Source organism: Helicobacter sp. MIT 14-3879 (assembly GCF_003364125.1).
Genome location: NZ_NXLP01000002.1, coordinates 144,492 through 159,364 on the forward strand (window position 1 = coordinate 144,492; position 14,873 = coordinate 159,364).

Genomic DNA, 14,873 nt, shown 5'->3' on the forward strand with positions numbered 1-14,873 from the left:
ACATTCTTCATTTTCTAAATGTCCGCTATGTCCCCTTACCCAAGTAGCTTTTATCTTATGTCTCTTAGATAAGCTTACATACTCTCTCCATAAATCAGTGTTTTTTATTTTTTTAAAATCTTTTATAACCCAATTTTTTAGCCAAGAATTAATGCCTTCGCAAACATATTTTGAGTCGCTAATTATATTAATTTCACAATCTTCTTTTATAGTCTTTATTCCCTCTATTACAGCTTTTAGCTCCATTCTATTGCTTGTCGTATTCTCTTCTGAACCTTTGATAATCTTAATATTATTTTGGTATTTAAGCATTGCACACCAGCCACCAAAACCAGGATTTCCTAGAGAACTGCCATCAGAGTAGAGAGTAATTTTTTTCATTTTTCCTTTCCATTATTTCTAAAACTAGATTCATACTTCCTAATTCCCCGCAAGATTGACAGCGATGGGTTTCAAATGGGAATATCCCTTGACAAGAAGCACAGCAATATTTAAAGCCAAGCGTGCCATTTTTTGATGAATTTTTATTTAAGATTCTTATCGTTTCTAATTCAAAAATATCACATTCTATATTATCATTAATAATACCTTTTGCACGATAAACATCAGATATTTCCTTATGGTTTTTTATAAGCTCTAGTGGAGGATTGTCTAGATTCCATAAAATATCAATACAATTATATATATTCTTAGTATTTAGTATTAATTCCCAAAATTTTTCTAAATTATTTTGTTTGATATAGCTAAGAGTGAGTTTATTTGTAATATTTGAATTAATTTTTAATATTTCTTTTTCTCTTTGCATAGGAGGCATAATACTATCATTTATTAAAATTAGAATCTTAATATATTTTTTTACATTATCCATTTTTCCTTCTAATTCTTCTATACAAGAAATTACATCATAAGCATTTTTATACTCACCCAATGTTTCATAAGTTTGCATAAGTAAAGATAGAACTTTAAAATTTCTAGGATTATTTTTTAAAATTTCTATAAAAATATTTTTTGCCCTCTGCATAAATCCAGCTTTATAGTATGTCATTCCTAGTAATTCAAAAATATCCATTTTATTTTTTATATCTTTTGTTTTATCAAGTATAGAAAGATATATTTTTATTGCTTCATCAAAGTTTCCATTGCTTACATAAATATTTGCTATGAAAGTTAATGTTTGTATAGGAGCTTTAGAAATCTCTATTGCAGTATTTATATTTTCATCAAATTTATAGTAATTAAAGTTATTAGCTAAAGCATTGAGAGAATCTTTTTTTTCTTTAAGTTTAAATCTATTTCTTGTATAGTCAGCAATTGCAACGATTATTATTATAGATATTATTATAATAATACTAAATAGAGGATCTTTATAAAATGAAAAAAAACTATCCACAATAGCTTCCTAGCAGAAAATTATTTTTTAGATTATACCTAATATTTATCTGTAAAACTCACATATAAATCTTTATAAAGATTTATATGTGGAAATTATTTTATAGCATTTAATGCAGCTTCGTAGTCAGGTTCTTTTGTAATTTCTTCACATACTTCTTTGTATATTATTTTTCCTTCAGTGTCTATTATAAAAACTGCTCTTGTAAGTAATCCACTAAGAGGAGAATCATCTATTAAAACACCATATTTTTTACCAAATTCTTTATTTCTATAATCACTCAATGCTTTTAGATTAGCAATTCCTTCAACAGAGCAAAATCTACCTTGTGCAAATGGTAAATCCATAGATATAACAAAAACTTCTACATTTGGTAAGCTCGCTGCCTTTTGATTAAAAGTTTTAGTTTGTATTGCACATACAGGTGTATCAAGGCTAGGCACTACATTTAATACTTGAATTTTATCTTTTTTACCACCTACTATAACATATCCTAAGTCATTACCTTTTAACTTTACACTTGGTGCGAATTCACCAATTTTTATTTCATCTCCTACTATTTTTACAGGGTTTCCTTTAAACTTTACATTCATTAATTTATCCTTTGTTTAGTTTATTTATTCTAAAATTCTATTTTTTGGAATAAGACTAGAATTATAATTTAAAAATACAAATATGTATTATAAATTTTTAATAAGGAATTATCATTTGTCGAAAAAACGATACATTTTAGATACATCTATAATATTAGATGATATAGAGAATCTTACCCATATTTCACAAAATGGTGAAAATGAAATATTTATTTCGGATGTTGTTTTACATGAGTTAGATAGAAAGAAAGATTTACAAAATGAGTTGGGATATTTTAGCAGAGAATTTTTCCGTGCAATTAATTCTGATAATAAAGTCAAAAAGAGGAATTTAGGCAAAGATGCTGATATTGTTTATAAAATACTCTTTAAAAATAAAAATGTAGAATTTAATATATTTATAATTTATAGAGAAAAGTATAAAACCCAGCATCTTGATTATGGATTAAATGATAGCAGAATCTTAGAGATTGCAAAGGATTATAAATTTATATTGCTAACAAATGACATTTCATTAAAAATTAAATCAATTTCACAGGGTGTTATTGCAGAATCTATTTTTAGAAATATGGTTGAAAACCCTAGCGATATTAATTTTTTGTGGAAGTTTAATATTCATAAAGACTTAAATGAGGATTCTTTAGAAAGAAATACAGATTTTACCAAGCTTAAGGATTGGAGTATAATTGAGCTTAATGAAGAAGATAATACTGATAGTTCATTATATTTAACAGGTAAAAAGAAGTTTGGGTTTAAAATTGATGGTAAATTTGAAGAACAAAAGTTAGATTTTATTATTGAGGAGAATTCTCCATATATTCGTCCAATTAATTTAGAACAAAAGCTTCTTTATGCAATGCTAATTCACCCTAAAAGTAAAGTTAGTATAGTTACAGGAAGCACAGGAAGTGGTAAGACGTTAATATCACTTCAAGCTGGATTGACGCTAATTAAAAAAGGTCTTGTTGATGGTATAATTTATATGAGAAATACAATTACATCAAATGATAAAGAAGCAGAGCTTGGTTTTAGAAAAGGTGATGAGAGTCAGAAATTAAGTTATTTTATGTATCCACTATATAGTGCGATAAATTTTACGATAGATAAGCTTCAAGAAAGCTCTCTTGCAAAAAAAATTGAATATAGTGGAGATGTAAATACTATTGAAAAAAGAGATGCCACAGAATATTTTATAAAAAAGCATAATATTGAAGTTATGGATATAGCACACGCTAGAGGTGTTAGTATTGGAAAAAAGTTTGTTATATTTGATGAGTCACAAAATGCTTCTGATGCAACTATAAAGCTTATTGGAACTAGGATAGCACAAGATTGTAGAATTGTATTTTTAGGTGATTGGAAACAAATAGATCATCCATATTTAAGTAGGTTTAGAAATGGTGCGGTTACTCTTTTACAAAAAGCACAAAATAGCGATTTTATAAGTGGAATCCAGCTTAAAAATACTATTAGAAGTGATATTGCACAATGGTTTGAAGAAAATATGTAGATTTTATATTATTATTTTAATCTTAAAGGAGAGAGAATGAGCAAGTTAAAGCAGTATGTAAAAAGAAAATTGCATAGTTTATTTAGTAATAATATAGAAACAAGTTTAAGAGAGATATTAGCCTATAATGTTTTAAAAGATTTAAATTTATCTAATAAAGAAGATATTTTATTATCTTTTTATCCTAAACCAGCAGGTTTTATGAAATCATCTAGTAGTGAATCTAACATTAGGAAATATTTGAGTTTAGTTCGTCCAATTGATGTGGAAAGTATAGATGTAGCAAGCATAATTAAACTAAAGAGATTTGGTGGTAGCAACGATGGTGGCTATATTATGGCAACCCCCCCCCATTTTCTAATAAAAAATTAACACCCATTGCAGTATCTCTTGGAGTTTCATCATACTCTCCTTGGGATTTAGAGATGGCAAATATTGGGTATAAAGTTATTCAATATGATGCAAGTATATCTAAAGCCCCATATAATCACCCAAATATTATATTTCATAAGAAGTTTGTAGGAGTTAATGATGGTGAAGATATTATTGCGTTTGATAGATTGATAAAAGAAAATAGTTTGAATAAGGATTGTCATAATATATTACAAATTGATATTGAGGATTGTGAATGGGATATTTTGGATTCTGTAAATTTAGGCTTAATTAATAAGTATTTTTCTCAAGCTATTTTTGAGTTCCATAATTGCAATCCAAATGATGAAAAATTAAGCCAAAAAAGACTTAGAATCTTAGAAAAATTAAGAGATTATTATACTCCTATCCACACACATTTTAATAATTATGGAAATGTTTTTTATAATAGTGGTTTATTTTGGTGTGATGTTATAGAGGTCTCATATATGAGAAATGACTTAATTCCAAAAGACGCAAAATTAAAAATAGGGCTTGGTAATTTAACAGGGTTGGATTCACCAAATGCTATGTATTATCCAGATATTCCTATTTTGTTTGACAACTTATAAAATCTTTTAATATAAAAAATGTAAGATAAGAGGCATTAGAATCCACAAAAGTTTTATTTAAAGATATTATTTAAGAGATAGTAATTTTAAGTTTTGTTATATTTGTTAGGTATTTTTAAAATTTATTCTAAAATTTTAAAAGGGTTAAAATATTTTTATTTACTATTACTAGATAGCTTTTGAGTATCTTTATATAATAATTAATTTTAATTTAATAGGCTTTTAAAATTTATTCTAAAGAGTAATATTGTATTAGTGTATTTAAAAAGAGATGGCTAAGAATCAAAAGATTCTTAATTTTTTAATTTGTAGTTTTTTTACCTGTTAATTTTTGACACATTGTAATTTTTAAGTCACAAGTTATAGCTGGAGATTTTGTTAAAACATCTGTGGTAATATTCATTGCCAATGAGTCTTTTCCTACTATTGCACTGAAATTATTACTATTATTTACTATAAACCCACACTTATTGCTAGATCCTGATACAAGACCTTCTTTTAATATATCTAAAAGTTCTTGTTGAGACATTGTTTTGCCCTGCATAAATCTTTTTGTATATTCTCTAGATAATGCACTTTGGGTTTCTGATAAACTTGCTCTTAATTTTGCATAGCAGGCATCTTCTCTACCTGCTACTAGCTTTGGAATTGCTACTGCACTTAAGATACCTATTATTATTACTACAAAAATTACCTCTATCATAGTGAAACATTTTCTTTTCATAAATTTAACTCCAACTTAATATTTTAAAGCCTTAATTTTAACATTTACAATTCATTTAATTATAGTTAAATAAAACTTAACTAAACTAAAATTAACATAAAATAATGTAATTTTACGATATTATTTTAAGTCATCCACATAAAGTAAAATTTATACAAAAATTTCAAGGGAAATTCAATGGAGCAAAATATTAAATTAAACATAAACGCAAAACAAACTCCTCCAAGAATAAATACAATTGATGTATTAGCCAATGCTAAACCTATAACTTTAAATACCCAAAAAAAAGCTTCTCCATCTATAAGCTCAAAGCCAGTAATTAATCAATCAACATCTCAAAGTATAGCTATACAGCAGCAGGCTAAACCTATGCAAGCACAACAAGCACAATCTATTCAAGCTAAAAATGATACTTTAAAATCTATAAGAGAAATGAAAGAAGCTCAAATTAAAGAATCTAATGTATTAAATAATATAAATAGAGTTAATAATACTACTCCTAATATTTCACAAAATTTAAATAAACAAGTTAGCTCTATAAATCAAATTCCTACTTTAAGCCAAGCTACTAAATCTGAAGTTGAATTAACACATAATTCAATTAAAAAAACATCAAATATAGAAGTAACGCATCCTCAAGAACAAAACATACAAGATACTAAAAAACAAAAGCAAGATACCTTAAAAAATAAAAATGATTTAGAAAATGATTCAACAATAGGTAGGGTTCAAGATATACATATAGAGCCTAATATTGTAAAAGAAGATTTAACTTTTAGAAATCCAAATATTGAATCTTTAAGGGTTAATGTTAATCAGCTTGACTTTGCTGTAACAAGAAGAGTTAGAGTATATTTAAAAAAGCTAATTGATATTGGTGGAAGCGACCTTCACCTTAAGGCTGGAGCTAAAATTCGTGCTAGAATTAATGGGGATATTATAATTTTTAGTGATGATATTTTTAGCAAAGATGATGCAATTACTTTTGCAAAGGAGCTAACTAGGACAAGATATACTGAATTTGTATCAAATAAAGAAATGGATATGACTTATATATATGATGTTTCAAATAGATTTAGGGTAAATATGTTCTTTCAAATGGATGGTGTATCATTTGCATTTAGAACGATTCCAACTACGCAAAATACTATAGATGGATTAGGGTTGCCTAAGGCAATACATAATATAGTAGATATGGAGAGGGGTCTTGTTTTAGTTACGGGAATAACAGGTTCTGGTAAATCAACTACCCTTGCCTCAATTATTAATGAGATAAATCATAAACACGCAAAACATATTATAACAATAGAAGACCCAATAGAATTTATACATAAAGATATGAAAAGCATTATAAACCAAAGAAGTGTTGGAATGGATACAAATAGCTTTGCATCAGCACTTAAAGCTGCATTACGTGAAGACCCTGATATAATATTAGTAGGAGAGATGAGAGATATTGAGACAATAGAAATGGCTCTGCACGCAGCAGAAACAGGACATTTAGTGTTATCAACACTACATACAATAGATTCAAAAGAAACTATAAATAGAATAGTTTCTGTATTTCCTACTCATGACCAAACTAGAATCCGTGCCACATTAGCATCTACATTAAATGCCGTAGTATCTCAAAGATTACTAAAAAATAAAGATGGAGGTAGAACAGCAGCTATTGAGCTATTATTTAGAACGCCAAGAATTGAGCTAATAATTAATGAGGGTAGAGATGGGGAGATATTAGAGGCTTTATCTGAAGGGAAAGATATTTATCATACACAGACATTTGACCAGCATTTATTTGAATTAATTACTAATGGAATAGTTGATGAAGATATGGCACTAGAAAAAGCCACTTCATCATCAGATTTAAAATTAAAACTTAAAAATATAAGTTTTGCAGGAAAAAATGAAGAAGGAGATTCTATTACAATCAAAAGATAGTTTTATTAAATATAAACTCTATATATAGTTTGGAATTATAATGGTTAAAACATTAGACTTAAAACATACTCCTATTACAAAGCTATTTTTATCATATTTTTTACCATCTTTTATAAGTATGTTTGTATTATCTACTTATGTAATAATAGATGGTATTTTTGTTGGACATGGAATTGGACAGCTTGGGTTAGCTGCTATTGGTATATCTATTCCTATTTTTGCTTTTTTTACTGGGATTGAGCTTTTATTTGGTGTTGGTGGTGCTACATTAGTTAGTATGGCTTTGGGTGCTTCTAAGTCATATAAAGCTAGAATTATTTTTAGCTCTGTGATTTATTTTACTATTGTTTTTGGGGTGTTATGTGCTATATTGTTATTTATTTTTAGAAGAGAATTGGCTATCAATATAGGAGCAGATGAAGTTTTACTCCCTTTAAGTTTAGAATATTTAAATGTAATATTATTAGGCAGTGTAGTAATATTAACTCAATCAATTTTATGCACTTTTGCACGTAATGATGGAGCTCCAAATCTAGCTATGATTTCATTTGTATCAGGCTCTATTATTAATATAATTTTAAACTATATTTTTATTTTTATTTTTCATTGGGGAATGTTTGGGGCGGCACTTTCTACTATACTTGGGCATTTTTTTGGATTGGTTATTATTTTAAAACATTTTATTTGCAAAGACGGTCAATTATATTTTATAAAAGTATTTAGTTTAAATGCACTTAAAAAGTCTTTGATTAGTGGAGTCTCTCCATCAATGTCAGAATTTGCATTTGGTTTTATTATTATGTTTATGAATATATTGCTATCATCTCTTAAATCTCAAGAAGGTATAGCAATACTTGGTATAATGATGTATATTGGTGCAATTTGTTTTACTAGTATTTTAGCTGTTTCACACGGACTTCAGCCGATAGTTAGTTATAATTTTGGTTATGGGAATTTACAAAGAGTGCTAAAAACTTTTAAAATCAGTATTATTTTTGCTTCATTATTTGGGATTGCCATCTATGTAATTCTTTATTTTTTTACTCCACAAGTTGCTAGAATCTTTCTAAAAGAAGATGATTTAGCAATTTTAGATAATCTAATTTTAGCAGTTAAAATTTATTTTATTGGATATTTATTTTTAGGTGCAAATACAATTATATCTTCATTCTTACAAGCAATAGGCAGAGTAAAAGGTTCTATGATTGTTTCTCTTTCACATAATTTATTGTTTATGTTGATATTTTTACCACTTTTTGCAAATATCTTTGGCGTAATTGGAATTTGGGCTAGTTACCCTGTATCATTATTTTGTGCTTTTATTGTGAGTGTAGTTATATTAAAAATTGAGTTAAAAGGTTTTATATGAAAAAGATTATTTTATTTGATATGGATGGGACTTTGATAGATTCTACTGAAGCAATTTATGAGAGTTTTTGTAATGTATTTAGAGATAATAAACTTCCTATTTTAACTAAAGATGAGGTTTCAAGGTTTATTGGTTATACGCTTCAAGATATGTTTAGTTTTTTTGGTATAAATGAAAATGATATAGAAAAATATTGTTTGCAATATAAAAATCATTATAAAAATATTTGTAATCTTAAAACTTCTATGTTGCCAAGTGCGATAGATTCTATTAAATTAGCTCATAAATTTGGGATTTTGGGTATTGTAACGACCAAAACAAGTGCATCAACAAAAGAGATTTTAGCTCGCTTTGGAGTAAGAGATTATTTCAAAGTTATCATTGGAAGAGAAGATGTATTTTATACAAAGCCACATAAAGAACCAATATTAAATGCTTTAAAAGCTATACAAACAAATTCTTTGAGTAATGTTTATATGATTGGAGATACTATTTTAGATTTACAAGCAGCACAGAATGCAGGTGTAAGAGGTATTGGGGTATTATGTGGTTATGGTAGAAGAGAGGAGCTTGAGAAATTTAGTAACAATGTTTTTACTAATACATTAGAAGCTGTTAAATTTATAAATAGGTGTTAATTTTTTTGTTATAGTTTTTATTATCTTAACAAAAAAGGTTAGTTAAATGAATAGATATACTTGGTCAAGTAGTTTAGCTTATATTTTAACAACAGCAGGTGCTACAATAGGTTTTGGTGCTACTTGGAGATTTCCATATTCAGTTGGCGTAAATGGTGGTGGTGCTTATGTTTTAACATTCATAATAGCAATGTTTTTACTTGGGATTCCTATGATTTTAGTTGAGAATGTAATAGGAAGAAGGGCTCATAAAAATTCAGTTGATGCTTTTAGCGCAACATACCAAAATAAAAATTTTTCTAAATATTGGAAAATTGTAGGCATTATGGGTTTGATTGGTTGTTTTGGAATTATTGCTTATTACATGGTGCTTGGAGGATATGTTATAACATATATATGGAATATACTTATAGGAAATCTAGATTTATCTACACCTATAACACAAGCTATTACAAAAGAATTTTATGATGTTAATATAAAACATAGTCCTTTTCATATTACAATTTATACTTTGATTTTTATTTTTTTAAATTGGATTGTTTTAGTTAGAGGAATTTCAAATGGCATAGAAGCTTCAATGAAATTTCTTATGCCATTGCTTTTTATTTTTTTAATTGCTATTGTAATTAGAAATGTAACATTACCGGGTGCTATGGAGGGAGTGAAGTTTTATCTTATTCCAAACTTTAGTAAAATTACTCCACAGCTTTTTATTGAAGTATTAGGACAAGTGTTTTTTGCATTATCACTTGGGTTTGGTGTTATGATTACTCTTTCTTCATATTTAAATAAGCAAGAGAATCTAATAAAAACATCTGTCATTACAGCTATTATTAATACAATAATAGCACTTTTAGCAGGGTTTATGATTTTCCCATCTCTCTTTAGCTTTGGACTTAGTCCAGATTCTGGTCCCCCGCTTGTATTTGAAGTACTACCAATAGTGTTTTCACATATGCACTTTGGCTCAATTATAGCTTGGGCTTTCTTTACATTATTACTAATTGCTGCATTTACAACTTCTGTTACACTCTATGAAGTCTTAGTAACTGCTACACAAGAAAAACTAAATTTAAGTAGGATTGCCTCTGTAACTTTAGTTTTAGCATTGACATTTATAGCCGGTAATATACCATCAATTATGGCTTATGGACCTTGGAGTAATATTAAAATATTAGATAGAAATATTTTTGATGCTTTTGATTTCATCAGTGCTAATATATTTTTTGTTCTTACAGGACTTGGTTCAGCTATTTTTGTTGGTTGGGTTTTAGGAGATGATGCAAAAGATGAGTTAGGTAACGGGGTTAAGAATAAAAATATCATAAATATTTGGTTTAATTATGTTAAATTCATTATTCCAATAATTATTTTTGTTGTATTTATTTATGGATTAAAAGATGTATTTATTAAATAAAAGGAGATAATTATGATCATAGGCTGCCCAAAGGAGATAAAAACTCACGAATATCGTGTAGGGCTAACCCCAAATAGTGTAAAGGCATATTCTAATGCAGGGCATAGCATTTTGATTGAGAAAAATGCAGGTGCTGCCATAGGTTTTAGTGATGAGGATTATAAGAAAGCAGGTGCAACTATTACAGATAAAGAAGAGCTTTTTAATAAAAGTGATATGATTGTAAAGGTAAAAGAACCAATAGAATCTGAATATAAATATTTTAGAGAAAATCAAATTTTATATACATATCTTCATTTAGCAGCTGATAGAAAATTAACAGAAATGCTACTAGAAAAGCATATTAGCTCCATTGCTTATGAAACCATTAAATTTAGGAATATTCTTCCTTGTCTTGCTCCTATGAGTTCCATTGCTGGGCGTTTATCAGTCTTAGAGGCATCTAAATATATACAAAAAGTTTATGGAGGAAATGGCACTTTATTAAGCGGTATTCCGGGTACACAAAATGGAAATATTGTAATTATTGGAGGAGGTGTAGTTGGTTTGAATGCTGCACAGATAGCCGTGGGTATTGGAGCTAATGTAACTATATTTGATATTGATACAGCAAGATTAGCCTATATTGACCAAATATTTAATATGAAGATTCACACCCTATTTAGTTCAAGAGAAAATATACTAGATTCTATTTCAAAAGCAGATGTAATTATTGGGGCAGTTTTAATACCGGGTTCTAAAGCTCCAAAATTAGTTAAAAGAGAGGATTTATCAATCATTAAAAAAGGTTCAATTTTAGTTGATGTTGCAATAGATCAAGGTGGTTGTTTTGAAACCTCAAGACCTACTACACATAATGAACCTGTTTTTGAAGTTGAAGGAATCTTGCATTATTGTGTAGCAAATATGCCAGGAGCGGTAGCTAAAACTTCTACATTAGCATTAAATGATGCTACATTAAGTTTTGGAGTGAGTATTGCAAATTTAGGTGTGAAACAAGCGGCATTGCAAAATGAAGGTGTAATGGAGGGTATTAACACCTTTGATGGAAAATGCACTTATAAAGGCGTTAGCGATGCATTTAATATTTCTTACACAAATATCAAAGATTTACTTTAATATTTGTAGGTAGTGGGTTTATTTATATCAATACTTTTATTAACTTTATTAGTGTGCAAATTTATCTATAAGTTCATTTTTACCAAATATAATTAAGGTATCTCCTTGATAACAAGTTGTATTTAGGGGTGGATTTTCTATCCAATTTCCATTATGTTTTATTGCAAGCACTTTTGTGTTGGATTCTTTGATAATTTTTTCAATACTTGAACCTGACAAAAATTCACTTGCTAATACTTTGGCTACTTTTAGAGAATCTTCAATATCTATAACTTCAAATTCGTGATATTTTATTATTTCATTAATTAGCTTTTTTGCCATATCTCTTTCTGGATAGATAATTTTATTTACACCAAGTTTTGAGAGTATTTTTCCATGTGTTTTATTGATTGCTTTGGCAATAATAGTTTTTATATTAAGTTCTTTTAATGCCATAAGCGTTAATATGCTAGATTCTATGTTTTCTCCAATGCTAACTATTACAATATCTATATCACAGAATCCTGCTTCTTGTAGAGCATTTTTATCAGTAGAATCTAATATAAAAGAATTTTCATTTAAATTTTTTAACTCTTTAAATGCTTCTTCATTTTTATCTGCAATAATTACATTTTTACCTTCTAAAATTAAATCGTGTGCCACATAGTATCCAAAATTGCCTAGACCGATAACTCCAAAAGTATGCTTTTTCATAAATTTCCTTTAAATTAAGATTTTTTCTTCTAAATATTTTAGGTGCTTATCTTTTTTATTAACAAAAATAGATATAGAAAATAATAAGATTCCAGCTTTTCCAGATAACATTAATATGATAATTACTAATTTACCACCATCACTAAATAAAGCAGATAAACTTAGCACCCCACCATCTCCAGCTGAAACTCCAACCGTTCCTAATGCAGATGTAACCTCAAATAATATAAATAAAAATTTATTACCCTCTTCTGTTATAGATAAGAGCATTACACTGATAAGCACGATAGATAATGCTAATGTTAGAGTTATAAAGGCTGAATGTATAATATTAGTTTCTATTTGCCTTTTAAAAATAATTGGCTGTTCATTTCTAATAGTTCTATATACATATATTAAAATTACAGCCAATGTCGTAACTTTTATACCACCAGCAGTTCCACCAGCTCCTCCACCAATTACCATAAGTAATGAGCCAAAAAATAAGCTAACATCTCTTAATAAACTTAAATCTAATATATTAAAACCAGCTGTCCTATAATTTATAGCAGTAAAATAAGAAGTCATAATTTTGTTTAGTAAGCTTAATTCCCCTATGCTTTTATTGTTATGCCATTCTAATACTAAAACTAATATTGTGGAAAATATGATTATAATAAATGTTGTTATTAATGTTATTCTAGTATGTATTGATAAATTTTTAATTTTCTTTTTATTTAGTAAATATAATTCTATTAATACAAAATAGCCAATTCCTCCAACAATTATTAATGATGTTATAACTATAATTAACATAAAGTTATCAACCCTGCCTAAAAAACCAAGCTTAAATACCGAGAATCCAGCATTATTAAATGCAGAAATAGAGTGAAATATTCCAGCCCAAATAGCATCTAATATTGGCATTTCAAGCATAAAAATTAAGCTTAAAACAAATGCTCCAAATGATTCTATTAATATTACAAATAAAAATAATTTTTTTACAAAATAAGTCATATCTTCATAATTTGGAAATGATAAAGAAGTCTTTAATAAGCTTTTCTTTGAAAGATCAATATTTATTCTAAAAACTATATAAAATAGACTAACAAGTGCCATATATCCTACACCACCTAATTGTATTAGGATAAGAATTATAAGTTGTCCAAAAAAATTATAATCAGTAGCAGTATTTTTAACTATGAGTCCTGTTAGACTTATAGCTGAAGATGATGTAAAAAAAGCATCTATAAAATTAGATGAATTTACTTGACTAATTGGCAAACTTAAAATAATTGCACCAAATACTGCGATTAATATATATCCTATCACTAGAGTTCTAGCAATTTTTTTATTCACAAATAGTTCCTAGTTTTATTTAAAGTTAAACAATTCTAGTATCAAAATGTAAAATTTTTGTCAAATGATAAATAAATTTTTATTATGTGTATTTTTTTGCTAATTTATAAAATTTTTACATTTTAATATATATTTTTAAGACCTTATTGCATAGAATAGATATATCAATTTTTATAAATGGAGATACTATTATGTTAGAAATTAGATGGCATTCTCGTGCCGGTCAAGGTGCTGTAACAGGAGCAAAAGGATTAGCTGATGTTATATCTGGAACAGGGAAAAATGTTCAAGCATTTGCATTTTATGGTTCAGCAAAAAGAGGAGCTGCAATGACAGCATACAACAGGATTGATGATATTGATATTTTAAATCATGAAAAATTTATGAATCCAGATTATGTTTTAGTAATTGATCCCGGTCTTACATTTATAACTAATATTTGTGAGTATGAGAAGCCCTCTACAAAATATATTATTACTACCCATCTTGATAAAGAAGAGTTATTAGAAAAAAAGCAAGATTTAAAAGGTAAAGAGGTTTATGTTCTTGATTGTATAAAGATTTCTCAGGAAACTTTAGGTAAGCCAATACCAAATGCTCCAATGTTAGGAGCATTTATTAAAATTTCTAAAGCTTTAGAGCTTGATTTTTTCTTAGAATCTTTTAAAAAAGTTTTAAGCAAAAAGCTATCACAAAGTGTTATAGATAAAAATATGGAAGCTATTAAAAGAGCTTACAACGAAGTAAAATAAAAGGAGTAATTATGGAATATAAAGGTTGGAATGAATTTGAAATAGGATCTGTGCTGTTTCCATTTGATAATGATGATGCTAATAATGTAAATAAACATCAAGAGGATAGAAGCTATACAAACAATAGCTCCTATACAGCTAGTGTGGCACATTGGAGAGTGGAAAAACCTATATTTAACCCAGAACATTGTATTAATTGCTTTAATTGTTGGTTATATTGTCCTGATAGTTCTATAATTGCACGAGATGAGAAACTTCAAGGTGTAGATTATGTTCATTGTAAAGGTTGTGGAGTTTGTTCTAGTGTATGCCCTACAAACCCTAAATCTCTATTGATGTATAATGATATTGAAGATGAGAAGAGTGCCCTTGCTTCATGGCCACAAAAAGAAAAGAAATAAGGAGT

At 27.7% G+C, this 14,873-nt stretch carries 15 protein-coding genes and 1 pseudogene; 10 read left to right on the forward strand and 6 right to left on the reverse strand.

Features of this window, described 5'->3' with window-relative positions; translation table 11 throughout:
• Nucleotides 1-18 precede the first annotated feature (18 nt).
• From CQA44_RS13135 to tpx, 3 genes and pseudogenes are all read right to left on the reverse strand, one after another.
• Nucleotides 19-381 (reverse strand): annotated as a pseudogene (locus CQA44_RS13135) (RNase H family protein); the annotation flags it as partial.
• Nucleotides 356-1,390, reverse strand: a complete 1,035-nt coding sequence (locus CQA44_RS02125) for a lipopolysaccharide assembly protein LapB (RefSeq protein ID WP_115545631.1) — start codon at nt 1,388-1,390, stop codon at nt 356-358. The gene CQA44_RS02125 and the pseudogene CQA44_RS13135, both read right to left, overlap by 26 nt.
• Nucleotides 1,391-1,485: 95 nt before the next feature.
• Nucleotides 1,486-1,983, reverse strand: coding sequence for a thiol peroxidase (gene tpx / locus CQA44_RS02130; protein ID WP_115545632.1), 498 nt, complete (start codon nt 1,981-1,983; stop codon nt 1,486-1,488).
• A gap of 115 nt (nt 1,984-2,098) precedes the next feature.
• On the opposite strand from tpx, the gene CQA44_RS02135 reads away from it, so the two are divergent.
• The 3 genes from CQA44_RS02135 to CQA44_RS02145 are packed head-to-tail and all read left to right on the forward strand — an operon-like array spanning nt 2,099 to nt 4,476.
• Complete coding sequence (locus CQA44_RS02135) at nt 2,099-3,493, forward strand: PhoH family protein (protein WP_115545633.1); 1,395 nt, start codon at nt 2,099-2,101, stop codon at nt 3,491-3,493.
• A gap of 36 nt (nt 3,494-3,529) precedes the next feature.
• Nucleotides 3,530-3,865 (forward strand): hypothetical protein, encoded by a 336-nt coding sequence (locus tag CQA44_RS02140; protein ID WP_115545634.1) that lies wholly within the window; start codon nt 3,530-3,532, stop codon nt 3,863-3,865.
• 53 nt (nt 3,866-3,918) lie between these two features.
• A complete protein-coding gene (locus CQA44_RS02145; RefSeq protein WP_258864873.1) occupies nt 3,919-4,476 on the forward strand; it encodes a hypothetical protein in 558 nt (185 codons plus the stop codon).
• Between the two features lie 301 nt (nt 4,477-4,777).
• Here the strand turns inward: CQA44_RS02145 and CQA44_RS02150 are convergent, their stop codons facing one another.
• Complete coding sequence (locus CQA44_RS02150) at nt 4,778-5,200, reverse strand: prepilin-type N-terminal cleavage/methylation domain-containing protein (RefSeq protein WP_115545636.1); 423 nt, start codon at nt 5,198-5,200, stop codon at nt 4,778-4,780.
• A 177-nt stretch (nt 5,201-5,377) separates the two neighbouring features.
• Here CQA44_RS02150 and CQA44_RS02155 point away from each other — a divergent pair, with 177 nt between their 5' ends.
• Genes CQA44_RS02155 through ald form a run of 5 tightly spaced genes read left to right on the forward strand, consistent with a single transcriptional unit; the run spans nt 5,378 to nt 11,684 of the window.
• On the forward strand, nt 5,378-7,141 hold the full coding sequence (locus CQA44_RS02155) for a type IV pilus twitching motility protein PilT (RefSeq protein ID WP_258864874.1): 1,764 nt from the start codon (nt 5,378-5,380) through the stop codon (nt 7,139-7,141).
• 40 nt (nt 7,142-7,181) lie between these two features.
• A complete protein-coding gene (locus CQA44_RS02160) occupies nt 7,182-8,510 on the forward strand; it encodes an MATE family efflux transporter (protein WP_115545637.1) in 1,329 nt (442 codons plus the stop codon).
• Nucleotides 8,507-9,148 (forward strand): HAD family hydrolase, encoded by a 642-nt coding sequence (locus CQA44_RS02165; protein ID WP_115545638.1) that lies wholly within the window; start codon nt 8,507-8,509, stop codon nt 9,146-9,148. The genes CQA44_RS02160 and CQA44_RS02165 overlap by 4 nt, the downstream gene beginning before the upstream one ends.
• Nucleotides 9,149-9,194: 46 nt before the next feature.
• Nucleotides 9,195-10,565, forward strand: coding sequence for a sodium-dependent transporter (locus CQA44_RS02170; protein ID WP_115545639.1), 1,371 nt, complete (start codon nt 9,195-9,197; stop codon nt 10,563-10,565).
• A 12-nt stretch (nt 10,566-10,577) separates the two neighbouring features.
• Nucleotides 10,578-11,684 carry an alanine dehydrogenase gene (ald, locus tag CQA44_RS02175; protein ID WP_115545640.1) on the forward strand — a complete coding sequence of 369 codons (1,107 nt, stop codon included), beginning with the start codon at nt 10,578-10,580 and terminating at the stop codon, nt 11,682-11,684.
• Between the two features lie 48 nt (nt 11,685-11,732).
• Here the strand turns inward: ald and CQA44_RS02180 are convergent, their stop codons facing one another.
• A complete protein-coding gene (locus tag CQA44_RS02180) occupies nt 11,733-12,377 on the reverse strand; it encodes a TrkA family potassium uptake protein (RefSeq protein ID WP_115545641.1) in 645 nt (214 codons plus the stop codon).
• 9 nt (nt 12,378-12,386) lie between these two features.
• The gene (locus CQA44_RS02185) at nt 12,387-13,715 is read right to left on the reverse strand and encodes a TrkH family potassium uptake protein (RefSeq protein WP_115545642.1); all 1,329 of its coding nucleotides are present in this window, start codon (nt 13,713-13,715) and stop codon (nt 12,387-12,389) included.
• Nucleotides 13,716-13,906: 191 nt separating this feature from the next.
• Here CQA44_RS02185 and CQA44_RS02190 point away from each other — a divergent pair, with 191 nt between their 5' ends.
• Nucleotides 13,907-14,467, forward strand: a complete 561-nt coding sequence (locus CQA44_RS02190) for a pyruvate flavodoxin oxidoreductase subunit gamma (RefSeq protein WP_115545643.1) — start codon at nt 13,907-13,909, stop codon at nt 14,465-14,467.
• 11 nt (nt 14,468-14,478) lie between these two features.
• Entirely contained in the window at nt 14,479-14,868 is a 390-nt protein-coding gene (locus CQA44_RS02195; RefSeq protein ID WP_115545644.1) for a 4Fe-4S dicluster-binding protein, read from the forward strand.
• Nucleotides 14,869-14,873 lie beyond the last annotated feature (5 nt).

Coding starts and splice junctions, on each gene's coding strand:
- tpx (WP_115545632.1), bottom strand. CDS start 1,983: ATGAATGTAAAGTTTAAAGGAAACCCTGTAAAAATAGTAGGAGATGAA.
- CQA44_RS02140 (WP_115545634.1), top strand. CDS start 3,530: ATGAGCAAGTTAAAGCAGTATGTAAAAAGAAAATTGCATAGTTTATTT.
- CQA44_RS02145 (WP_258864873.1), top strand. CDS start 3,919: ATGGCAAATATTGGGTATAAAGTTATTCAATATGATGCAAGTATATCT.
- CQA44_RS02150 (WP_115545636.1), bottom strand. CDS start 5,200: ATGAAAAGAAAATGTTTCACTATGATAGAGGTAATTTTTGTAGTAATA.
- CQA44_RS02155 (WP_258864874.1), top strand. CDS start 5,378: ATGGAGCAAAATATTAAATTAAACATAAACGCAAAACAAACTCCTCCA.
- CQA44_RS02160 (WP_115545637.1), top strand. CDS start 7,182: ATGGTTAAAACATTAGACTTAAAACATACTCCTATTACAAAGCTATTT.
- CQA44_RS02165 (WP_115545638.1), top strand. CDS start 8,507: ATGAAAAAGATTATTTTATTTGATATGGATGGGACTTTGATAGATTCT.
- CQA44_RS02170 (WP_115545639.1), top strand. CDS start 9,195: ATGAATAGATATACTTGGTCAAGTAGTTTAGCTTATATTTTAACAACA.
- ald (WP_115545640.1), top strand. CDS start 10,578: ATGATCATAGGCTGCCCAAAGGAGATAAAAACTCACGAATATCGTGTA.
- CQA44_RS02180 (WP_115545641.1), bottom strand. CDS start 12,377: ATGAAAAAGCATACTTTTGGAGTTATCGGTCTAGGCAATTTTGGATAC.
- CQA44_RS02190 (WP_115545643.1), top strand. CDS start 13,907: ATGTTAGAAATTAGATGGCATTCTCGTGCCGGTCAAGGTGCTGTAACA.
- CQA44_RS02195 (WP_115545644.1), top strand. CDS start 14,479: ATGGAATATAAAGGTTGGAATGAATTTGAAATAGGATCTGTGCTGTTT.